Here is a 19903-nt window from a genome sequence, read left to right on the forward strand (position 1 = left end):
GCTCAGCCGGACTCGTGGGCCAAGCGATCAAGTATGCGGCGGTGGCGCTTCATGGAGGCGGCGAGGCGTTGTTTGAATGCGTCGTCGGTGCTGCAGGCGGCGCGGGCGGGTCCCTCGTCGGCGTGGCGGCGGACCCGAGCGTGTCCTTCGTCGGCGTTGTGGGTGGCTGGCGCCATGCGGGAACGGTAGGGCAGCGGCGGGTCCGAGACTGCTCGATTTCCGGCAGCGGTACGGCTCGGGTAGCGACGCGCTGCGTTGTGGCTCCGTCTTGGCTGTGCTGTCGCCCGACCGGTCGGTGCGCGCCAGCAGCCCGGGCACCAAGCCGACAGATCAAGGTCAAGGCACACCGGCCCGTCACACCCAGAGTCAGACCAGCCCATCGAGACACCGAACGCATCCTCCCGAGCCGGAACCCGGCCCAAGTGGACCCTTCGATGTCACACCCCTCTTCTACGTTGGCCGACATGAGCTTGTGGACGTCACTTCGGCCGACCAGAGGTCGGAATTGGGCCGTGACGAACGAATGTCACACCCCTCCTTTACGGTGCCTGCCATGACCTCCGCCTCTCCTCAACTGGCAGCCGGCAGCCGGCAGAATTCGCGCCGCCCCTCGGTCGGCAGTGTTTGCATGGTGGAGTTGCGCGCACGGCTGGCACGGCGTTGCGAGGACGAGTCCGGCGGCGGAAGTGTCGTTCGTCGAGCGATCGAAACCGCAGTGGGGTCGGTCACCGGCGCGGGTCCATTGGTCGATGCGAAGGCGGTTCGATCCGCCCACGATGAGGACTTGGTGTGGTGCGCGCAGTCGGTGCAGCGGGCCATCAACATGCTCGAGGGAGTGCGCAGCTCACTGGCCGCCGAAGTCGTTCGACGCCAATTGCATGCGCGCCGCGGGGAGGCCTCAGGGGCAGAGACGCTGGTCAATGCGACGGCGGTGGGCGGCGCGTTGGCGCGCCGGATCGAACGCGAGGCTCAGGCTCTGGACGCTCAGCCAGCGGTGGCCGAAGTGCTAGGGCGAGGCGAGATCACCTCAGATCAAGCGGCTGCGGTAGCCGCGGCAGATGTGCCCGACGACGTGCGTAGCGATCTATGCAAACAGGCAAGGAACCAGACAGCAGATCAGACGCGGCAGACAGTGCGTGGTGCGGAAGCAGCGTGGCGGCGCGAGAGCGAAGCGCAACGGCATGCTCGTCAGCGCGCAGCGAGGTCGGCGTCGATGTGGATCGACCCGAACGACGGCATGTGGCACCTGCGGGCCAAGTTCGATGCGCTGACGGGGGACGCGATCAACCGCCTCTTGATCAGCGCCATCGAACGGAACTGGCGCAGTGACAAGGACTTGCCCGAATCGAAGCGGCGCAGCGTGCAACAGCGTGCCGCCGACGCGCTCGCATGGCTGCTCACCTCGGCCGGCGTCCCAGGCGCGGGAGTTGCGGGAGGAGATGGTGCGACTCCCGGCGGCGCCCAGCACACCGACGCTGTGCCGCGGGATGCTGCGGCCGATGGAGCTCCCGGTGCGGGGCGTGCGTCCCGTGGCGCTTCCGGTGCGAGGTCTGCAGCCCGTGATGCTGGAGGCGTTGTGGGCGAGTACTTGAGAGACGACGGCCGGGTTGTTCCGAGTCCGACACAGATGATCGTGCTCACGACCCTGGACAATCTGCGTGGCGCTTCGGCGGGCAGGCAGTCTGATGCTGGCTGCCCGGGCGAAGCCTCGACTCCGGTGTGTGATCTCTTGGCAGTTCCCGGCGCCGTGGCAACCACCGAGACCGGCACAGTGCTTGGCGTGGCTGACGCGCGCAAGATCGCCTGTGACACCCGTGTCATCCCCGTGGTGATGGGTGGTCTCGGCGAAGTGCTTGACGTCGGGCGGGCCACTCGCACCATCCCGCCGGCGATCCGCCGAGCACTGATTGCCCGCGATCAAGGCTGTGTTTGGCCGGGCTGCGACCGGGCCCCGATCCACTGCGACGGGCATCACATCGAGCACTGGCTCGACGACGGCCCGACGAGCCTGGCCAACCTGGCGCTGCTGTGCCACAGCCACCACCGGCGTCTGCACAAGTACAACTTGATGCTGCATCCCCCGAAGGGTCCGGCCCCGCCTGGCGAGGGTTGGACGGTCACGCCAGCCCCACCGCGCAGAGCCCGTACGCCAGCTACGGACCGCGTCCGGCAGAACTGCTGATCAGAATCGTCAAGCGGAAGTGGAAAGCAAGTCCGCGACGAAGGCAGATGATGTGCGTCGCTGCGGGCGGCCGCCAGTCTGGTAGCGCGCGGGTGGAAAGCAAGTCCGCGACGGAGGCAGATGATGTGCCACTGGGCACCGAAGCGCCGACGCGTGGGGACTTTGGCAGGCAAGTGTGGTCGAGAACCGACGCGACGGAAGCTCAGCGACGAGACTGAAGCGACGGAGTTCAAGCGGGGGATCCATGGACCGACAAGTCAGCGAGCAAGTCAGTCAGATCAGTAACACGACTGCACTGCGGGAGATCTATCGCCAGCCGTCCAAGCTGGTGGCCAACAAGAACGTGCCGGCGATCGACGCCGAGTCGGCCCGGTTCCTGGCGCTGTCGCCGCTGTGCGTGTTGGCGACCCATGGCCCTGGCGGCACTGACGCCTCGCCCCGCGGTGGGCCTGCCGGATTCGCCCGTGTGCTCGATGACGGTGCACGGCTGGCCTTCGGCGACCTCGCCGGCAACAACCGTCTCGATTCGTACACGAACTTCCTGGACAATCCCCACGTCGGCTTGATCTTCTTCGTGCCCGGCAGCGACCACACCGTGCGGGTGAACGGCGCTGCCTCGCTCACGACCGATCCCGACATCTGCGCTGCAGCGGCTGTGGGGGATCGGGTGCCCAAGACAGCGGTGGTCATCGATGTCGACGAGTGCTTTCTCCACTGCGGGAAGGCATTGATACGCGCCAACATCTGGGACGCCTCGACGTGGCCCGAGAGCGAGGTGCCCACCGCGGGGGAGATCCTCGCCTCCCAGCACGAGCTACGGGCCGAGCCCGAGGAAATCGACCAGAACCTCGAGGCGGGCTACGAAGCCACGCTGTGGTCCGACGCGGGTTGATCGAGGAAGCTCAGAGCCAGCCGCACACCGCGCGGCCACGTCGTTCAGGCAGTGCGCAGCGCGCTTCATTCGGATGCTGTCGGCGGACGGTCTATGGCGCGTTGATGTAGCCGATGTCGGGGTCGTAGGGATGGGTCGGGGGGCCCTTGAGCTCGACCGTGTTGCCGTCGGGATCCTTGATGTACATCGAGGGCCCGCGCCCGTCGGCGCCCCAGTTGTTGTACAGGCGGCCGGCCTCGACGCCGTGGCCGACGAGATACCGGCGCAGCTCGTCCTCGTCGAAGGGCTCGATCCGGACGCAGAAGTGATCGACGTTGTGTGCCGTCGGACCCGGCGGCGGGCCGCCCTCTTGGCCGAGCGCACCCGCGACGTCGACGAGGTCGATGATGGAATCGCCGGCTCGCATCTGATACAGGCCGATCTCGGCGTTGACGTGCTCGACGCCACAGCCCAGCACCGACGCATAGAAGTCCATGCTCCGCTCGACGTCGGAGACCCGCAGCACGATGTGATCCAGCGACGTCAATCGGAACATCAGACAACCTCCCGGGGCGTCCCGGCCGTCAGTGCCCATGCTGTCGACGGCGCCAGATATCCCCCATGGGCGAGCGTACCGAGGGCGAGCTAGCCGGTTCGATGGAGCACCGTAGGATCGCCGCAGGGGACTGCGTCTGCTCCGTCCAAGAAAGCGCCTGCGCCATGAAGAACTTCTGGAGGGCCCTCCGCACGTCGCCGGACTCTGGTAACTGGCGCGAGACCGGCGTAACCCGACGCCCTGCGCCACGTGGAAGGCGCGTGGCAAAGCGCGTCAGCGGGTGAGGCAACGTACGGCGCGCGGCGTCATAGGGTGGCCTCGTGCGGTCCCGCGTCTGCGCTCTGCTGATCGGAACTGCGCTGCTGGCAGCCGCCTGCGCCGCCGCCGAGACGACTGCGCCGACGCCGGCCCCTGCTTCAGAGTCGGGAACGGCTGCGTCGGCGGGCGGTCAGACGGCGGACCGGGCAGAGGATGCTCCCGATGATTCCCCCGCGGCGGCGACGGCACAACCCGACGCTCCCGGCACGACAACAGCCTCAGACACCGACGCCGTCGTCCTGAATCCACGCGACACCGGGAAGTTGCGCAACTTCCTCGGCTACACGTTCCCTCCCGCACCTGAGGTGCCGACCGGTCAGCTGCAACGCACCGTGCTCAACGACCTCAACATGGTCTGGTCCGGTTTGCTGCGGGGCGGCATCGACGGCGACGCCGTCGCCCAACTCGGCCGAACGGGCGACCCGCGACTGGCCTGGATCGTCGCCGACTTGCTCAGGTTCGTCCCTCCTGGCGAACTCACCGACGGGGCCGTCTCGGCCTTCCAGTCGCTGACCGGCGTCAGACTGTTCGACGACCCCGTGGCCCGCCGCAGCCCATGGCAATCGGTGACCGATCACCTGCTCGCCTGGGATCTGCCCGTCTTCGACGGCTACCCCGAGTACAAGCAGCGGCTGTTCACGCTCATCGAGCCCGGCTGGCAGCCGTTCTTCGACGACACCGACTCCGACATCGACTGGCGCATCGTGAGCTGGGGCGGGGTGCTGATCGACAACCGAGAGCTCGGCGACCCCCGCCCGTGCCCCCGGGGCTGCATCCCCGCCCTCGACAACCCCGGCGTCACCGATGCCGAAGACGGCTCGTGGTACCCCGACGACGGCGTCGTGTTCGCCGTCGTGCTCGGCGACGAAGCCCGGGCATACCCCCGCCACATCATGGAAATCCACGAGATGATCAACGACACCCTCGGGGGCCAACGCATCGGCATGCCGTACTGCACGCTGTGCGGCTCCGCGCAGGCGTACCTGACCGCCGAAGTGCCCGACGGCGTGGCCACCCCGGTGCTGCGGACTTCGGGCTTGCTCTCACGGTCGAACAAGGTCATGTACGACCTCGTCACCAAGTCGGTGTTCAACACCTTCACGGGCAGGGCCATCTCGGGTCCGCTGCGCGAGCGAGGCGTCGTGCTGCCCCAGACCACCGTGGTCACCACCACGTGGGGCGAGTGGAAGGCCGCCCATCCCGACACGACGATCATCGCCTCCGACGGCGGGATCGGGCGCAGCTACCCGTTCAACCCGCTGGGCGGGCGGGACGACAACGGGCCGATTTTCCCGGTCGGCGATGTCGACGAGCGACTCAGCGTCCAAGACCAGGTCTTCGGCGTCGTGCTCGACGACGGCACCCCGGTCGCCTTCGGGGTCGAAGCAGCCAGGGCCGAACTCGAGGCAGGCAGCACCGTCGAGCTCGCCGGCGTCACGCTGCAGCTCGACGGCGGCGGGGTGCGTGCCGTCGACGCGGACGGCAATCCCATCGAAGGCCACCAGTCGTTCTGGTTCGCCTGGAGCCAGTTCATGGCAGACACGCTGCTGTGGGAGCCCTAGTCGGCGACCTCGTCCGAGCTGCCCCAGATCGATGGCGCCGGACGCAGGTTCGACTGTCGCCTCCGCGATGCGCGGCGGTTACAAGCCAGCGGAACCGGGCCGACGGCGGCCGTAAGGGGGCTGAGACCGAGGCTCGATGCCGCGCCGCGATAGTGCGGCGCCTGTCCGCGCTTGGCTAAGCCTGCTTGAGCAGCGTGTTGAGCGCCGCTATCGCTGAAGTGGCCGTTGCGTGCAGATCTCGCCAGGCGACGTGGCCGTCGGGCCGGACCAGCACGGCTCCAGAGCGGCCGATGCCATAGACATCGGCTATCCGTCCGCCCGGATCGGCGAGATCAACACCGAGCCGCAGCACTCGCAGTGCCGGGTGTCCGCTGCGGCCGGCGTCTTCGGCAACGAACCCGGCGTCAGCCACGGTGCCGGTCCCAACGGCTCCGGGCTCGTTCTCAGTGTCGGACTCGGCTTCGACGTCAGACCCGCACAGCAGAACGAACTGCGTGTCGAAGAGATCCAGGGTCGACGTCGCCCCGTCAATCCAGACATGGGGAGCACGGTGACCCGGCCGTGCCGTCGGCGAATAGACCGACACAGGGTCATCCACCTGCGGAGGCTCAGTCCCATCAGGAATGAGGCACCCCTCGTCGTACCGCAGCCCCAAATCCATGCCGAGCCAGCTCCCATACTGCGTCGAGGCACCGAGGGCCTCGCGCTTCTGCTCGACGGTCGCCGTGCCGGATTCGACCAGCCGCCGGATCCGCCCGACGCTGCGGGAGTTCTCACGAGACCGATCTGCGTTGTACTGCGCGACGGGCGCCCGCTCGATTCCATAGGTATCGAGCAGCGCCGCGCCCGCATGACCCCCTGCCACCGCGGCGAGCTTCCAAGCCAGGTTGTGGGCGTCCTGGATCGCCGTGTTCATGCCGAATCCGCCCGTCGGCGGGAGCTGGTGAGCCGCATCGCCGATCAGGAATACCTGCCCGTCGGAAAACCTCTCAGCCACCGTCGAGGACATGACCCACGGGATGACATCGGTGACCCGCAGGTCAAAGTCCTCAGGAAGATCCGGCCCGATCGACCGGCGGATCCACTCCGTTGCCGTGTCGACGTCGAAGTCTTCCGGCCGGTGCATCGACGGGTCGTAGTTGAGCTGGCACAGCCACCGGTCGTTGACATCGATCTTCTGGAAGACGTTGCGTGCCGGACTCGTCGTCCAGTACAGGGCAGCGGGGCGATGATCGGTCCACGGCCCGAGGTCGGCGTAGAACTGGCAGTTGATCATCGTCCCGAAGCTGGCGATGCCGGCCATGTCAATGTCGAGGCTGCGTCGCACTCTCGACGCAGCCCCGTCGGCACCGACCAGCCAGCGAGCCGTGAGGTGCCGGGTACCCGATGGGCCGCGCACCTCGACCTCCACCTGCTCGCCGTCTTGAGCGACCTCGACGAAGTCAGTGTCCCAATAGATCTGCACTTCGCTCATGCCACCGAGGTGGCGGAGCAGGATCTCCTCGATCCGGTCCTGCGATGTCAGCAGCCACGGCGCTGGCGAGAGTTCCACACCGTCCACGACCGGCTGGACATTGGTCGTCACACGGCCGATCTCATCGCCCGCCAAGGTCTCGCAGTACACGAATTGCTCGGTCCACGGCAGCGGCAGGCTCACCTCCAACATCTCGTCGAGCACCCCCCACTGGCGCATCAGCTCGGCGGTGCGCACGTTGATCGACCGGGCCCGAGGATGGGGGTTCACGCCGCTGCGACGCTCCACGACGATTGTCTCCAGCCCCATGCGTCCGAGCAGGATCGCCATCGACAGTCCCGCCGGCCCCGCACCCGCGATGAGCACCGTCGTGTCAGCCATCGACGCCCGCAGCTCGTTCATGGTGCACCGTACCGACGAAGCGGTGCCTCACGAAGCAGGGTTGTCGGCGCCTCCGGTCAGCACTCCCGCCAGCGTGCCGAGGGCCTCACGCAGCTGCACATCGAGGTCGGGGTCGGTCAGCCTGCCTGCCTCGGTGTCGAAATTCTCGCCGAATCGTGGAACAGCGAGGCTGGCGAGCACCTCGTTGCCGAAGTACCCGGCCAGATGACCCGCAGTCCGCAGCACGAACCCGCCCCCGCCGCCGCCCGGTGACGTGGACAGCATCACGATCGGCTTGTCGTGGTACACCCGCATGTCGATCCGTGACGCCCAGTCGAAGACGTTCTTGTACGCGACTGTGTACGAGCCGTTGTGCTCGGCGAACGAGATCAGCAGCGCATCCGCCGCACCGAGCATGTCGTAGAAGTCGTGCGCCGGCCGCGGGATGCCGTCAGCGTTCTGCCGATCGATGCTGTAGATCGGCATCTCGAAGTCGTTCAGGTCGAGTGAGCTGATCTCCAGCGCGCCGGCCGGCACGCCGTCGATCTGCCCGTCGGCAAGGAGCCGGACGGCGTAGTCGACGAGCTGCCGGTTGATCGACTGGCTGGCGTTGGAGGCGGCAAAGGCCAAGAGCTTCATGGTGTCGTCTCACTCATGTGGGCCGGCGTGAGCAGTGTGGCTGATGATCGCGTCAATCAGCATCGGCCACCGCGGTTCGGGCAGATCATGGCCCATGTCGCCCACCAGCAGCAGGTCGGCGCTGGGCACCAGCTCGGCGGTGCGCTCTCCGCCGTTTGGCTGGATCAGCGTGTCGTCCCGGCCATGGATCACCAGCGTCGGCACCGCCAGCCGGCGAAGCGCGTCGGCCCGCGGCGGCGAGCAGCGCACAGCCGCCATCTGCCGGGGAAGGCCCTCGGGGTAGTACATGCGGTCGTAGGAGGCGGCCACCATCTCGGCCGCCCGATCGGGATCGAAGTAGCGCCGGCTCGAGCTGACCTTGCGGGAGGCCACGCTGGCGGCGATGTACCCCTCGCGGTCGGACGGCGGCGGTGTCATCAGTGCCGCCATGGCCTCGGGCGTGGCCTCGAAGTAGCCAGGCTCGCCGGTCGTGGACATGATCGACGTCATCGACAGCACCCGGTCGGGATGGTCGATGGCCATCTGCTGCACGATCATCCCGCCCATCGACATGCCGGCAATGTGTGCCGCTCCGACGCCCAGGTGGTCGAGCAGCCCCACGGCATCATCGGCGAAATCGGACAGCGTGTACGGCACCGGCGGCATGGGCTCGCCAGCGGCCGCAGCCTTGACGGCGGCCTTGCTCACTGCGGCGAGGTCCACCTCGATCCCGTCCAGGTGCGTCGACAGGCCCACATCACGATTGTCGAAGCTCACGACGAACCGCCCCCGCTCGGCGAGCTGTTCCCGGAAGCCGGGATACCACCCGAGGATCTGCGAGGAGTACCCGTTCACCAGCAGCAGCGCCGGGTCGGCCGGGTCGCCGTGCGTCTCGTAGTAGAGCCGGATTTCGGTGGGGTCGCTGCGCTGGCTCGAATCGAACGTGTTGACAATCGCAATGGACATGGTGGTCTCCTGCTCGCTGCCGGGACGACGGCGAATCTCAGCATCCGACTTGAGTGCTCAGCTCGGGAAGCCGGTTTCAACGGCGAGCAGTCTGCCGCGGCTTCGCCAACGGGCCACTGGCGCAGCCGTTGGCACCCGTCATCGCCTGCCACCCATTCCTCGGTGGTGATGTTGCTGCGCCATCGGGCCACTGGCGCAGCCGTTGGCACCGCTGTGCTCTTCGGCACGGCACAGCAGGTCAGCGCTCGGGGGCGACCGATGCAACGCCGTGATTCAGCCGGTCGGCGTCACCGGTTTGCCGCAGGCAGTTGGTACGGCTGGTTGGCAAGTCCGGGCAGACAGCACGTCGCAGGGTGCCGTAACGTTCGGACCATGCGACGCATGCACATCGGTTTGCAGGTCGACGACCTCGACATCTCGATCGAGTTCTACACCCGGCTCTTCGGCTGCGAACCCACGCTGCGGCGACCCGACTACGCCAAGTGGATGCTGGAGGACCCCCGAGTCAACTTCTCGCTGGACACCCACGGCTGCGGGCAGCCCGGCTCGGCCCACTACGGCATCCAGGCGGAGACGCACGGCGAGCTCGCCGACCTTCGCTCCCACATCGACTCAGCAGAGCTGCCCCGTTCCGACCAGAACGACCTGGTGTGCGGCTACCAACTCCAGCACAAGTCCTGGGTGACCGATCCCAACGGCCTGTGGTGGGAGGCGTTCTTCACCGAAGGCGTGGTGGACGAGGGCTACGGCACCGCCGAGATGCCCGACCGCGCCTGACCGCTACAGGTACACCGGCTGCGCCCGTCAGCCGGACCCTCGCTAGTGCCGTGTCAGCAATCGTTTGCGCTGTTGCACTTCCGGCATCGGCCGATGACTGCGGGTGTCTGGGCAGCTTCCGACACACTGATGGTTCCCTGACACGGCACTAGTTGCAGATGCCCTGGGCGTCGACGCCTCGTTCGATGTAGCACATCACGGTGCCCTCGACGTTGCGCAGCGTGAACGTTCCGTCGCTGTTGCGGGTCGCGAATATGTGCAGCCGGAAGCCACGGATCGAGTCGTCAGGCTGACCGACGACATCCATCGTGACCTCGCTGAGCTCGCCCACTGTCGGCTCACCCGAGATCCTCACCCGCGACTCGGGTTCCTCTGATGCCATAGCCCCAGCGACGGTCCGACCCAACGCCGCCAGGTTCGCCGCGCTAGGCGTTTCGCCGAGACGCCCCACGATCTCGGTCGTCGCGTCGATGGTTGCGCCCAACGGCGTCACGTACTCGCCGCTGACCCAGCCGACAACGCCGGCTGCGTGCACTTCGTGCCAGGACACCCCGGTGACCACTTGGATCGTGCCGGTCGGAACGACTCCGGTGTCCGTCGAGTCGAGCCTGGCGACGATCTGGCCTCCCGGCTCATCGCGCACGTTCAGCGTGCTGTCGTAGCCGATGCCCACGACAGCCAGGATCAAGCGTTGCTCTGCGCCGTCGTCGACTTCGACCTCGGCCGTCGTTGTGGCGGTAACGATCTGCTGGTCGGCCGTCGTTGTGGGCGTGGGCGGCAGTGTCTGGACCGTGCCGATGGTCGTGGTGGGTATCGGGGCCGGCGTCGCTGCCACGGGCGCCGAAGTGGTGGCAGTGGCCTCCGACTGGTCGGCACCGTCGACGTTGTCGTCATCCCCGACGGCGATCACTAGCGCCGCGATCGCTACCGCGAGTGCCAGCAGCGCGATGCCGAGGGGGAGTCGATCCTTCAGCGCGATCGGACCCTCGTTGGGCGAGCGCCCTAGGTCGTGGGGTCCTGGAAAGTCAGTCGGTCCGGTCATCGGTGTCCTTCGTGAAGCTCTCGGCGTCGAGGGGGGCGCCGAAGCGACGAGGACCGCCAGCACCGCCCTGTGCACCGGACCAGCCAGCGATGTCGACTCGCTTGGCGTAACGGCGCACGAGTATCGAGCGTACGGCTTTGCGGGTCGGCGGGAAGAGCATCAGCAGCCCGACGGCGTCGGTCAGGAAGCCGGGCGTCAGCATGAATGCGGCGGCCAGCAGGATCAGCAGTCCGTCGACGAGCTCGTTGCCGGGGATCTCGCCTTGAGCCAAGCGAGTGCGGATCTGATTCAGCACGCCGAGCCCCGAGCGCCGCACCATCCAAGCGCCCACGACCGACACCGCCACCAGCAGCAAGATGGTCTGGCCAGCGCCCAGCCCGCCCGCCACCTGCACGATGACGAACAGCTCCAACAGCGGCACCGAGAGGAGCAACAGAATCAGCACCGCCAGCACGCCGCCCACCCTATGGCCCGCTCCCGATCCGCAATGGGTGGGCGTGCTAGAGATTGAGGCCGATCGCCGCGATCGGCGTGGTCATCTGCATCTGCGGGGGCGAACCCATCAGCGGGCCGAAGGCAGCCATCGCCTCCTGCATGGCAGGCGTCTGACCGTGGTGCTGCATCGACTCGGCGTCGTTCATCAAGGCGAAGAACCAGAACTGGTTTCCCTCGCCGCGGTGGTACGAGTAGATCTCCACGCCGGGCTCGTCCTTGGCCGCTTCGACCATCGAAGCCAGCACGGCTTCCATCTCGTCAGCCTTGCCGTCTTGGCAAGTGAAGCTGCCGATCACCGTTGCCTTGCTCATGGTCGTCGCTCCTTGGTGGGGTTCGCTGCGGCGGCGAGATGCGCTGGGCATCGAACCGCGGCTGCATGCCTACCACGAACAGTGCGGGCTGCCTGCGGGCGCACATCGAGTGGGCCAGCAACCCGGGCCCAGTGTGGTTGCGCTCGCCGGTGCGGCCCTCACGCCCGCCAAGCGGCGGGGTCGACATCGTCGGCCAGCACCCCGAACACCACGGTCGCGCCGTCAGGAATGAAGCGGGACTTGTGGCCCTGACCGTTCAGATCATCGGCCAGCAGGGCATCGCCGGTGCCGATTCGCCGCGTCGTGCCGTCGCCGGCCTCAACCTCGAGCTCGCCGCCGAGCGGGATCACCAACTGCCGGCGGGGGGCGTTGTGGAAGTCCATGTCCAGCGCCGGCTGGTCGGTGCGGAAGAACACGCCGTCCACTGCCAGCAGCGGGGTCTCCCTGCCTCGCTCACCTTGGGTCGTGGCGACCTCGAGGTCCTCGAAGTCGGTCCGGCCGTCAGCGCCGGTGCGCATCCAGGTCATCTTCATCGTCAGGTGCTCCTTGTCTCGTCGGTCGTCAGCGACTGCGGTATTCGTCTCAGCCGCCGGCCCACAGCGGCGGCGCGGGCATCGCCCCCCGGGCGGCTTCGTAGGCCGCAGCCAACGACAGCGACAGCGTCTCGTCGCCGCCACGGCACATGAACTGGATCGACGTCGGCAGGCCGCCCGCCGGTCCGGCTGCCGATCCGGGCCCCGACACGCCCGACGGCACCGTCGTCGAGCACAACGCCAAGAAGTTGGCCGCACGGGTGAACAGTGCCGGGGTGTTCGTCTCGTCGGCCTCGTCCACCGGCAGCGGCAGCATCGGCGTGGTCGGTGTCACCATCGCATCGAAACCCTCGAAGGCCGCTGCGAACTCGGCCAGATCCTTGCGTCGCCGCAACATCGCTTCGATGTAGGCGCTGGCCGATATCCGCGCCCCCGGCAGCACCCTGGCCCGCACCCGCTCGTCCACCTTGGAACTCGGATCCTCCATGAGCTCGCCGTAATAGTGGTACGACTCAGCGGTCACGATCAGAAAGCGGGTGTTCTTCATCTCCTCAAACGACGTCGGCGGGTCGAACACCGCCAACTCGGCACCGAGCCCAGCCAGCACCTCGAGCGCAGCGTCGTAAGCAGCGAGCTGGTCAGCCTCCACACCCGCACGCTCGGCATCGCTCAAGCACCCGATGCGCCGCCCGCCCAAGCCGCCGTCCACAGCCGCGCGCAGCGCCCCATACCGACCAGCCCCGGCCAGCCAATCCCGCTCAACCTCGGCGGGCGGCGTTCCCAACATGGCGTCGAACATCAGCGCGGCGTCGAGCACTGAGCGAGCCAACGGCCCCGGCGTGTCCAGCGTGTGCGACAGGGGAACGATCCCGTCGATCGGCAGCAGGCCCTCGGTGGTTTTCAGCCCGACGATCCCGCACAGTGCCGCCGGGAGCCGCACCGAGCCGCCCGTGTCGGTGCCCACGGCGCACGGCGCCATGCCCGACGCCACGGCCGCGCCCGACCCCGACGACGACCCGCCCGGCGTGCGCAACACGTCGCGGTCCCACGGATTCCACGGTGTGCCCATGTGCTGGTTGGTGCCCCAGCCGCCCATGGCGAACTCAACCGTCTTGGTCTTGCCGAGCAGGACCCCGCCTGCCTCCAGCAGCCGCCGGGCAACCGTGCCCGTCATCGGCGAAATCCGGTCGGACCACGCAGCAGATCCCGCCGTTGTCACCCGACCTTCGACGTCCACGATGTCCTTGAGTGCGAACGGCACCCCCCAGAACGGCCCCACCGGCTCGCCCGCCGCCAGATCCAGCGCAACCTCGGCAGCCTCGGCCGCCGCCCGGGCCTCGTCCCCATAGACCGCCTGCCAAGCACCGACGCGCCCGTCCAGCGCCGCAATGGCAGCCAGGCACTCCTGCGTGGCCTCGACTGGGGACCGTGACCCATCCCGGTAGCCCGCCGCCAACTCAGCAATCGTCGCCGTCACTCTTCCCCCTCACGAGCCGTCCAATGCGAGGCTGAGATTGCAGCCCGCCGGGCGTTTCTAGCGCAGCGTGCGGTTTCGCGTCCGACGAGGTACTTCGCCTGGCCGCCAGTCCCACCCCCCACACACCGTCAGCGGGATCAGGGTCAGGCCCGGAAGCTCCCGCGGCGCCCTCCGGGATTCTCATGCGGTCCGTAGTAGCCGAAGCTCCAGCCCGGCGTGTTCTCCCACTCGATGCGGCTGACATCGCTCGCGTAGCGCTCTGTCGCAGCGATCAGCGCGTCCTCGGCGGCGTAGTCGAAGGGATCCTGCAGCCGAGCGGCCACATCTTCGTTGCCGGGCAGGTGCTCCGCTTGCCAGCGCACCGTGCGTCGCATCCCTTCTTCGGGGTGCACGTGGTCGCGGTATCCAAGCTGCTGGCGGATCTTCTCGGTGCTGAGGATGCGATGCGTCGACGAGTGGTTGTGAAGGAATGGACCGGCAGTCGCAGCCAGCTCCCACGGCACCGAGACGAGCTCGAATGGGCTGCCGAGCTCGTCGCCGACGATCTGCGCGATCTGCGCGTAGGTGAACTGCAGATCGTCGCCCACGTTGTAGATCTCGCCCGCCGAGCTATCGATGTGATCCACCGCCAGCAGCACCGCCGATGTGGCGTTCTCGACAAACGCGGACGTCATCACTGTGAGGCCGCCGTCGGGCACGATGATCTGGCGCCGGCCGTCCAGAGCCCGCTTGACCAGTGTCCACTCGCGAGGCAGCACCTGGTTGGGTCCGTAGATGTAGGGGTACCGGAAGTGAGTGGCGTCGGGGTGCAGCGAGAACGTCAGCTCCTCCGACTCGGCGATCTTGAGCGGCTTGGGCCCCGAGCGCTCGTCACTGATCAGCCGGCCATTCTCGTGGGTGGGAACGGGCATGCCTTCGGGGAACTCGATCGCAGGCTCGGAGAACCCGCTGTACACGGGCACGCCGCCGATCGAGAACAACCGTGGAGTCCGTCCTTCGAGGACCTTGACGATCGACCGAAGCCGCCCGTACATGGCGAAGACGACGTCGAAGGTGCGGCCCTCGATCGAAGACCGGAACGCGTCCTCGTCGAACGGATCGGTGTGGATGTGCTCGAGGTGCGCAGGAATGGTGTCGACCTCGTGGCGTCCCGTGTGCAGAATCGTCACGGTGTGACCCCGGTCAACGAGACCGTTCACAATGTGGGGCCCGGTAGGCCCGGTCCCGCCGATGACAAGGATGTCCATATCTACTCCCGCTTCGCGTAGTCAGGCTGCGGCTTGACGCGAGTCCTCCGGCAGCCCAGCGCGCCATCGTCGCGCAGGTTGAGCGGACGAGTCGCTGCCGGCGAGGCCCGATGATCCCATGCGCCAACTTGACGGGCCGCATGAGCCGCGGGTACGACCGCACCTGCACATCGGGCCCCCACCCGCCCGGCGAGTCAGTCGGCTTCGGGGTCTTGGTCCTTGGCGTTGGTGAGCTGCTGCCAGCTCTCGGGGAGGTTGCCGATGGCGGGCAGCCCGCCGTTGTTTCGCAGCATCTTGGCCATGTGCATCAGGTTCCAGGCCATGAACGTGGTGTTGCGGTTGGTGAAGTCGTTGTCGTAGCCCTCGTGCCCCCCGCCGGGACGGGGATCGCCATAGCTGGGCCCAGGGCCGGCCTCGCCCAGCCAAGCGCAGTCGGCCTGCGGGGGCACCGTGTAGCCGATGTGGGACATGGCATACAGCAGGTCCATGGCACAGGCCTTGGCCCCGTCTTCGTTGCCGGTGATGATGCAGCCGGCCGTCTTGCCGTAGTACAGGTACTGGCCCTTGTCGTTGCGGTCGCCGCTGTAGGCGTACATCCGCTCCACCACCAGCGTCGCCACGCTCGACTTCACGCCCAGCCAGATCGGCGTGCCGATCACGAAGATGTCGGCGTCCATGATCTTGGCGTGGATCTGCGGCCAGTCGTCAGCCAACCCGTTGACCGTCTGGTCTTTCTCCATGCCGAAGGCGATGGTGTGCGCCAGCGCATGGACGATCTCCACGTCGACGCCGCGGTCACGCATCACACCCGCAGCCCGGTTGATGAGCCGGCGGGTGTGGGACTGCGCCGGGTCGTGCTTGATCGAACAGTTGATGAACAGCGCCCGCAGGCCGCTGAAGTCGGGAAGATCGTCGTCGTTCGTCATGCTCGTTGCTCGTCTTCGTGGCCAGTCGATGCCTGATGGTCAATGTAGGCCGGGGCAGGCGAGCAACGCGATGAGTTAGCCTCGATTGAAGAGCTTGCCGTCCACGAGGAGTCCTGTGATGACCGATGAACCCGGGAAGCTCGAGCGCCTCCAGATGCGAGGACTCACCCTGTTGTGGGGTCTGTTGCTCGTCGGCGGCATCACGCTCATGTTCGCCCTGACGCAATGGGGCCTGCTCGACGACGTGTCCAGGACCGATGCAGCGGTCCTCGCCGTGGGCGCCGCCAACGGCACGGGTGTCGTTGCCTTCGGTGGATGGAACGCCATCGGCATCGTCGCCATCGGCGGGACGAACGCCATCGGGATCGTCTCGATCGGCGGTCTCAACAGCATCGGCGTCATCTCATTCGGCGGGCTGAACGCTTTCGGTCCCATTTCTTTCGGGGGTCTGAACGCCGTCGGCATTCGAAGCGTCCGGTTCTTTGCGTGGTCGCCTGTGCGAACACGCGGCGGCAAGCCCGCCTGAGCCGACACGGTGTGACCGGCCCGACTGCAGCGGGGCCTCTCGTGGGCATCCGCGTCGTCGAGATCGCCACCTTCATCGCCGCGCCCGGCGGAACGCATCTGCTGGCATCCCAGGGCGCCGAGGTCATCAAAGTCGAGGACATGGTCGTCGGCGACCCGCTGCGCATGTTTGGGTCGAGTCGGGGCGGCATGTCGGGCTGGTTCGCCAATCTGAACGCCGGCAAGCGGTCGCTGTGCATGGACATCGCCTCCGAAGCGGGCCGGGAGGTCATGGCCGATCTGCTGGCGACTGCCGATGTGTTCGTGCAGGCGTACCGTCCTGGCGTCGCCGAACGGCTCGGCATCGGCGAAGCCGATCTGCGCAAGCGCAACCCGAACATCATCTATGTCTCGATCAGCGGGTTCGGCCGTGACGGGCCGTACTCGAATCGGCCTGCCTACGATGCCGTCATCCAGGCTTGGACCGGGATTGCCGCCGTGCAGGGCGGCGACGGCGAGCCGCAGTTCGTGAGGAGCTTCGTCCCCGACAAGGTCACCTCGCTCACCTGGACCCAGGCGGTGTGTGCAGCGCTGTTCAATCGAGAGCGGACCGGTGAGGGCGAGCACGTCGAGCTGTCCCTGCTGGACGCCGCAGTCAGCTTCATGTGGCCCGACTCGATGATGGAGCAGGTCGTGCTGGCCGACGACGCCGACCACCGGCCCAACCCGCTGTACGGCTACAAGCTGCTGGGCTGCCGGGACGGCTACGTGGCGGTCATGCCGCTCACCGACGGGCAATGGAAGAGCGTGGCCGATGCGTTCGACCGGCCCGACCTGCTGACCGACCCTCGCTTCGCTGAAGCGGGGTCACGGGCCGCTCATTTCAGCGAGATGCTCGACGCGCTCGGCGACGTGGTGGCCGATGTGGCCCGCGACGTCGTCGTCGAGCGGCTCATCGCGGCCGACGTCCCCGTTGCGCCGGCGCTGCGGCCCGACGAGGTTGCGACCGACGTCCAGGTGCAGCACACGGGGGTGATCCGCGAGGTCGACCACCCCATCGTCGGCCGGATCCGCCAGAACCGCCCCGCCGCGCTCTTCGCCGCCGGCACACCCGAGCTGCGCCACGCCGTCGAGCGCGGCACCGACACCGACGCGATCCTCGCCGAGCTCGGCAGGACACCCGACAGCATCGCCGAACTCCGCTCCGCCGGAATAGTGAAGTAAGGACGGCCAGCCCAGCAGAGCGAGCCAACGAGCCGATCCAGGCAATCGTTGTGGGAAGTCGTCGTGCGAAGTGCAGTAGGAATAGTGAGATGACGGCTGCTGAAGTGACGGGCTCGAATGGCTCGAACGGGCCCGACGGCTCGGTTCGAGACTTGCGCATCGACGAGCGCACCGGTGCCGTGCTGGCCGACCACGCAGCTTGGAACGAGGAGCACCGTCGTCTCGCCGAAGGAGCGCTGGGGGCGCTGCGCGACTCAGGCGCGCTGCGCTTGCTCGTGCCCGAGCGAGCCGGGGGCGACGAGCGGGAATTCGCCGACATGGTCGCCAATGTGCGCGAGGCCGCCCTCTACGACGGCGCCGCGGCGTGGGTGCTGATGGTGCTCGTCGGGCACAGCTGGATGCTGGGCTCGATGACCGAGGAGTTGCAGGACGAGGTCTACGGGGCCGATCCCGACACGATCGTGCCCGGCTCGCTGGCCCCGGTCGGATCTGCGACCGAGTGCGACGGCGGCTGGCTCATCGACGGCCGCTGGCCGTTCACCAGCGGCGCTATCTGGGGCGAGTGGTTCCTGCTGGGCTCCCAAGTGCTCACCCCGGGCGAGCGCCCCCGCCTGCTGCATGTGGTCATTCCCCGCGAAGACATCGCCGTCGACGACAACTGGTACGCAATCGGTCTGCGCGGCAGCGGCTCGTGCGACGTGATCGCAGAGCAGGCCTTCGTGCCGACGCACCGCATGATCGACTCGGGCGATCTGCTCGGCGGCCGCTCGCCGTGGTCAAGCCGGCACCGCACCAGCGTCTACCGAACGCCGATCCTGCCCGGGCTGGCCGTGCACGTCGCAGCCACCGCACTCGGGCTCGCCCGGGCGGGTCTCGACGATGCCGCAGAGCGTTTCGGCGTCCAGGACGACCGCTACATGGGGTCGTCGAAGTCCAAGCGCCCAGGTCTGCACATGCGCCTGGCGGAGGCCAACACCGAAGTGCGCTCGGCCGAGCTGCTGATCAACGACACCCTCGGATTGCTGCGCCAAGCAGCAGACGGGGCCGACTCCAAAGAGCTGCGAGCCCAGGCGAAGTATCAGGGCAGCTATGCCATCGAGCTGTGCCGCCGGGCGCTCGACCGCGTCACCACCGCAGCCGGCGGGCGAGCCGTGTTCGACGGCAGCCGCCTGCAGCAAGCATTCCGCGACGCGACCATGGCCTCACAGCACCAAGTCGCCGATCTCGACACGGTCGGCGAGGCCTACGGCCGCACCCGCCTCGGCATGGACCCCGGCCCCCACCCCTGTAGGCAGAATGCCCTACGCAATGTGGCAATATCTGGCGGAGGCACACAGCAGCGCGGTGCGAGGGAACTCGATGAAGATGCGGTCTACGCAACGGCGGTCGACGCCGAAATTGCTGACGGCCCTCCTCGTCGCAGCAGTACTGACGCTGAGCGCGTGCGGAGCATCGTCCGATCAACAGGTGATCGCCGGCAACCAGGCCGACGATCTGGCCGGCGTGGGCAGGCCAGATCCATCAGAGCTCACCGCTCGAGAGATCGTCCTCGCAGCCATGAGCCTTCAGGTCAGCGAGTCGAGCCGAGCGAGCGCCGCCACCGACATGGGCGATGCCGGCAGCAACACGGCCGAGTATGAGATCGACGCGTACGGCAATACGCGCACCACGACGTCCCAGCAGTTGGTGCCGGGAGATCCAGATTCACTGAGTTCCCACGAGGTGCTCCTAGTTGACGGCGTCGCGTACATTCGGTTCTTCATTCCTGAGGGGCAACTCGGCGAGTCGGGCATCGAGATTCCCGACGGCTGGATGACGATGGGCCGCGAGACGATGGAGATGTTCGGCGTCATCTGCGGGCCTCCGGTACCGGCTTCGGCACTCGACAGCGAGGCGTGCGTGCCGCCGAACGATCTCTCCGGGATGACGGACTTCGTGCTCGAGGCGTCCATCGTCGGACGTGAATCCGTGCGCGGCGTTGAGACGATCAGAGTCCAATCGGCACTCGACTTCAAGTCGCTCATGGAAGCGGCCCTAGGTGACGGCTCCGCAGAGGGCTTCATGGATCTGGTCGTCGCCATGATGCCCAGCGAGCTTCCCATGGAGCTGTGGGTTGACGACGACCTTCGGGTGCATCGCATGAGCATGGATGTCACTCTGAATCTCGCGGCGTTGGGCGAAGAGCTCGGTGAGGAGATCGACGAGGTGCCGACGTTGATCGTCGTGATGGACTTCTACGACTTCGGTGCCGATATCACCATTGATGCGCCGCCCGCCGACGAGATCGTCGGCGAGGTGGGTGAGTGGCTCGAGAAGCTGGGATTCCTGGGCCTGATCGAGAATCCGATCTCCACGGTATAGCTGTCAGCGCGGGCACATCACAGGCCGAGACCCGCCCTGAAAATGCTGACCCTCTGCGGACATGAACTGCTGAGATAC

General features: G+C 67.3%; 20 protein-coding genes. 8 read left to right on the top strand and 12 right to left on the bottom strand.

Annotated features, from left to right (window positions below):
• Window positions 1-2: 2 nt before the first annotated feature.
• Complete coding sequence (locus ACOGJB_RS14145) at window positions 3-176, bottom strand: hypothetical protein (protein WP_419837729.1); 174 nt, start codon at window positions 174-176, stop codon at window positions 3-5.
• Window positions 177-553: 377 nt separating this feature from the next.
• On the opposite strand from ACOGJB_RS14145, the gene ACOGJB_RS14150 reads away from it, so the two are divergent.
• Both ACOGJB_RS14150 and ACOGJB_RS14155 read left to right on the top strand, forming a co-directional pair.
• Window positions 554-2182, top strand: a complete 1629-nt coding sequence (locus ACOGJB_RS14150; protein ID WP_419837730.1) for an HNH endonuclease — start codon at window positions 554-556, stop codon at window positions 2180-2182.
• A 244-nt stretch (window positions 2183-2426) separates the two neighbouring features.
• Window positions 2427-3074, top strand: a complete 648-nt coding sequence (locus ACOGJB_RS14155) for an MSMEG_1061 family FMN-dependent PPOX-type flavoprotein (protein ID WP_419837731.1) — start codon at window positions 2427-2429, stop codon at window positions 3072-3074.
• Window positions 3075-3165: 91 nt separating this feature from the next.
• Here the strand turns inward: ACOGJB_RS14155 and ACOGJB_RS14160 are convergent, their stop codons facing one another.
• On the bottom strand, window positions 3166-3609 hold the full coding sequence (locus ACOGJB_RS14160) for a VOC family protein (protein ID WP_419837732.1): 444 nt from the start codon (window positions 3607-3609) through the stop codon (window positions 3166-3168).
• 320 nt (window positions 3610-3929) lie between these two features.
• On the opposite strand from ACOGJB_RS14160, the gene ACOGJB_RS14165 reads away from it, so the two are divergent.
• The gene (locus tag ACOGJB_RS14165) at window positions 3930-5489 is read left to right on the top strand and encodes a DUF3179 domain-containing (seleno)protein (protein WP_419837733.1); all 1560 of its coding nucleotides are present in this window, start codon (window positions 3930-3932) and stop codon (window positions 5487-5489) included.
• A 175-nt stretch (window positions 5490-5664) separates the two neighbouring features.
• Here ACOGJB_RS14165 and ACOGJB_RS14170 read toward each other — a convergent pair whose 3' ends face one another.
• Genes ACOGJB_RS14170 through ACOGJB_RS14180 form a run of 3 tightly spaced genes read right to left on the bottom strand, consistent with a single transcriptional unit; the run spans window position 5665 to window position 8928 of the window.
• Complete coding sequence (locus tag ACOGJB_RS14170) at window positions 5665-7365, bottom strand: FAD-dependent monooxygenase (protein ID WP_419837734.1); 1701 nt, start codon at window positions 7363-7365, stop codon at window positions 5665-5667.
• 27 nt (window positions 7366-7392) lie between these two features.
• Entirely contained in the window at window positions 7393-7983 is a 591-nt protein-coding gene (locus tag ACOGJB_RS14175) for an NADPH-dependent FMN reductase (protein WP_419837735.1), read from the bottom strand.
• Window positions 7984-7992: 9 nt separating this feature from the next.
• Window positions 7993-8928, bottom strand: a complete 936-nt coding sequence (locus tag ACOGJB_RS14180; protein WP_419837736.1) for an alpha/beta fold hydrolase — start codon at window positions 8926-8928, stop codon at window positions 7993-7995.
• 372 nt (window positions 8929-9300) lie between these two features.
• Between ACOGJB_RS14180 and ACOGJB_RS14185 the strand changes: the two genes are divergently transcribed.
• Window positions 9301-9705 carry a VOC family protein gene (locus ACOGJB_RS14185; protein ID WP_419837737.1) on the top strand — a complete coding sequence of 135 codons (405 nt, stop codon included), beginning with the start codon at window positions 9301-9303 and terminating at the stop codon, window positions 9703-9705.
• Window positions 9706-9853: 148 nt separating this feature from the next.
• Here ACOGJB_RS14185 and ACOGJB_RS14190 read toward each other — a convergent pair whose 3' ends face one another.
• The 7 genes from ACOGJB_RS14190 to ACOGJB_RS14220 all read right to left on the bottom strand — a co-directional run bounded on the left by ACOGJB_RS14190 (window position 9854) and on the right by ACOGJB_RS14220 (window position 15736).
• Entirely contained in the window at window positions 9854-10747 is an 894-nt protein-coding gene (locus tag ACOGJB_RS14190; RefSeq protein ID WP_419837738.1) for an SH3 domain-containing protein, read from the bottom strand.
• Window positions 10731-11201, bottom strand: coding sequence for an FxsA family protein (locus ACOGJB_RS14195; RefSeq protein ID WP_419837739.1), 471 nt, complete (start codon window positions 11199-11201; stop codon window positions 10731-10733). Before ACOGJB_RS14195 ends, ACOGJB_RS14190 begins: the two co-directional genes overlap by 17 nt.
• A 46-nt stretch (window positions 11202-11247) precedes the next feature.
• On the bottom strand, window positions 11248-11553 hold the full coding sequence (locus ACOGJB_RS14200; protein ID WP_419837740.1) for a putative quinol monooxygenase: 306 nt from the start codon (window positions 11551-11553) through the stop codon (window positions 11248-11250).
• A 158-nt stretch (window positions 11554-11711) separates the two neighbouring features.
• Window positions 11712-12086, bottom strand: a complete 375-nt coding sequence (locus ACOGJB_RS14205; RefSeq protein ID WP_419837741.1) for a hypothetical protein — start codon at window positions 12084-12086, stop codon at window positions 11712-11714.
• Window positions 12087-12135: 49 nt separating this feature from the next.
• Window positions 12136-13563: an amidase gene (locus ACOGJB_RS14210; RefSeq protein WP_419837742.1), complete on the bottom strand. Its 1428-nt coding sequence runs from the start codon at window positions 13561-13563 to the stop codon at window positions 12136-12138.
• Between the two features lie 143 nt (window positions 13564-13706).
• The gene (locus tag ACOGJB_RS14215; RefSeq protein WP_419837743.1) at window positions 13707-14810 is read right to left on the bottom strand and encodes an epimerase; all 1104 of its coding nucleotides are present in this window, start codon (window positions 14808-14810) and stop codon (window positions 13707-13709) included.
• Between the two features lie 194 nt (window positions 14811-15004).
• Entirely contained in the window at window positions 15005-15736 is a 732-nt protein-coding gene (locus ACOGJB_RS14220; protein ID WP_419837744.1) for a flavodoxin family protein, read from the bottom strand.
• Window positions 15737-15854: 118 nt separating this feature from the next.
• Here ACOGJB_RS14220 and ACOGJB_RS14225 point away from each other — a divergent pair, with 118 nt between their 5' ends.
• The 4 genes from ACOGJB_RS14225 to ACOGJB_RS14240 all read left to right on the top strand — a co-directional run bounded on the left by ACOGJB_RS14225 (window position 15855) and on the right by ACOGJB_RS14240 (window position 19825).
• On the top strand, window positions 15855-16262 hold the full coding sequence (locus tag ACOGJB_RS14225; protein WP_419837745.1) for a hypothetical protein: 408 nt from the start codon (window positions 15855-15857) through the stop codon (window positions 16260-16262).
• An 11-nt stretch (window positions 16263-16273) separates the two neighbouring features.
• Entirely contained in the window at window positions 16274-17464 is a 1191-nt protein-coding gene (locus ACOGJB_RS14230; RefSeq protein ID WP_419837746.1) for a CaiB/BaiF CoA transferase family protein, read from the top strand.
• 89 nt (window positions 17465-17553) lie between these two features.
• Window positions 17554-19104 carry an acyl-CoA dehydrogenase family protein gene (locus ACOGJB_RS14235; protein ID WP_419837747.1) on the top strand — a complete coding sequence of 517 codons (1551 nt, stop codon included), beginning with the start codon at window positions 17554-17556 and terminating at the stop codon, window positions 19102-19104.
• On the top strand, window positions 19022-19825 hold the full coding sequence (locus ACOGJB_RS14240) for a hypothetical protein (RefSeq protein WP_419837748.1): 804 nt from the start codon (window positions 19022-19024) through the stop codon (window positions 19823-19825). The genes ACOGJB_RS14235 and ACOGJB_RS14240 overlap by 83 nt, the downstream gene beginning before the upstream one ends.
• The last annotated feature ends 78 nt before the right edge of the window (window positions 19826-19903 follow it).

Origin of the sequence: Candidatus Poriferisodalis sp. (genome assembly GCF_965208895.1) — a bacterium.
GTDB lineage: Bacteria > Actinomycetota > Acidimicrobiia > Acidimicrobiales > Poriferisodalaceae > Poriferisodalis.

What these genes read in the sequence shown, in the direction of transcription:
- ACOGJB_RS14170 (WP_419837734.1), bottom strand. Translation starts at nt 7,365, where the DNA reads ATGAACGAGCTGCGGGCGTCGATGGCTGACACGACGGTGCTCATCGCG.
- ACOGJB_RS14215 (WP_419837743.1), bottom strand. Translation starts at nt 14,810, where the DNA reads ATGGACATCCTTGTCATCGGCGGGACCGGGCCTACCGGGCCCCACATT.
- ACOGJB_RS14225 (WP_419837745.1), top strand. Translation starts at nt 15,855, where the DNA reads ATGACCGATGAACCCGGGAAGCTCGAGCGCCTCCAGATGCGAGGACTC.
- ACOGJB_RS14155 (WP_419837731.1), top strand. Translation starts at nt 2,427, where the DNA reads ATGGACCGACAAGTCAGCGAGCAAGTCAGTCAGATCAGTAACACGACT.
- ACOGJB_RS14185 (WP_419837737.1), top strand. Translation starts at nt 9,301, where the DNA reads ATGCGACGCATGCACATCGGTTTGCAGGTCGACGACCTCGACATCTCG.
- ACOGJB_RS14150 (WP_419837730.1), top strand. Translation starts at nt 554, where the DNA reads ATGACCTCCGCCTCTCCTCAACTGGCAGCCGGCAGCCGGCAGAATTCG.
- ACOGJB_RS14175 (WP_419837735.1), bottom strand. Translation starts at nt 7,983, where the DNA reads ATGAAGCTCTTGGCCTTTGCCGCCTCCAACGCCAGCCAGTCGATCAAC.
- ACOGJB_RS14200 (WP_419837740.1), bottom strand. Translation starts at nt 11,553, where the DNA reads ATGAGCAAGGCAACGGTGATCGGCAGCTTCACTTGCCAAGACGGCAAG.
- ACOGJB_RS14145 (WP_419837729.1), bottom strand. Translation starts at nt 176, where the DNA reads ATGGCGCCAGCCACCCACAACGCCGACGAAGGACACGCTCGGGTCCGC.
- ACOGJB_RS14190 (WP_419837738.1), bottom strand. Translation starts at nt 10,747, where the DNA reads ATGACCGGACCGACTGACTTTCCAGGACCCCACGACCTAGGGCGCTCG.
- ACOGJB_RS14205 (WP_419837741.1), bottom strand. Translation starts at nt 12,086, where the DNA reads ATGAAGATGACCTGGATGCGCACCGGCGCTGACGGCCGGACCGACTTC.
- ACOGJB_RS14160 (WP_419837732.1), bottom strand. Translation starts at nt 3,609, where the DNA reads ATGTTCCGATTGACGTCGCTGGATCACATCGTGCTGCGGGTCTCCGAC.
- ACOGJB_RS14235 (WP_419837747.1), top strand. Translation starts at nt 17,554, where the DNA reads ATGACGGCTGCTGAAGTGACGGGCTCGAATGGCTCGAACGGGCCCGAC.
- ACOGJB_RS14180 (WP_419837736.1), bottom strand. Translation starts at nt 8,928, where the DNA reads ATGTCCATTGCGATTGTCAACACGTTCGATTCGAGCCAGCGCAGCGAC.
- ACOGJB_RS14240 (WP_419837748.1), top strand. Translation starts at nt 19,022, where the DNA reads ATGAGCCTTCAGGTCAGCGAGTCGAGCCGAGCGAGCGCCGCCACCGAC.
- ACOGJB_RS14220 (WP_419837744.1), bottom strand. Translation starts at nt 15,736, where the DNA reads ATGACGAACGACGACGATCTTCCCGACTTCAGCGGCCTGCGGGCGCTG.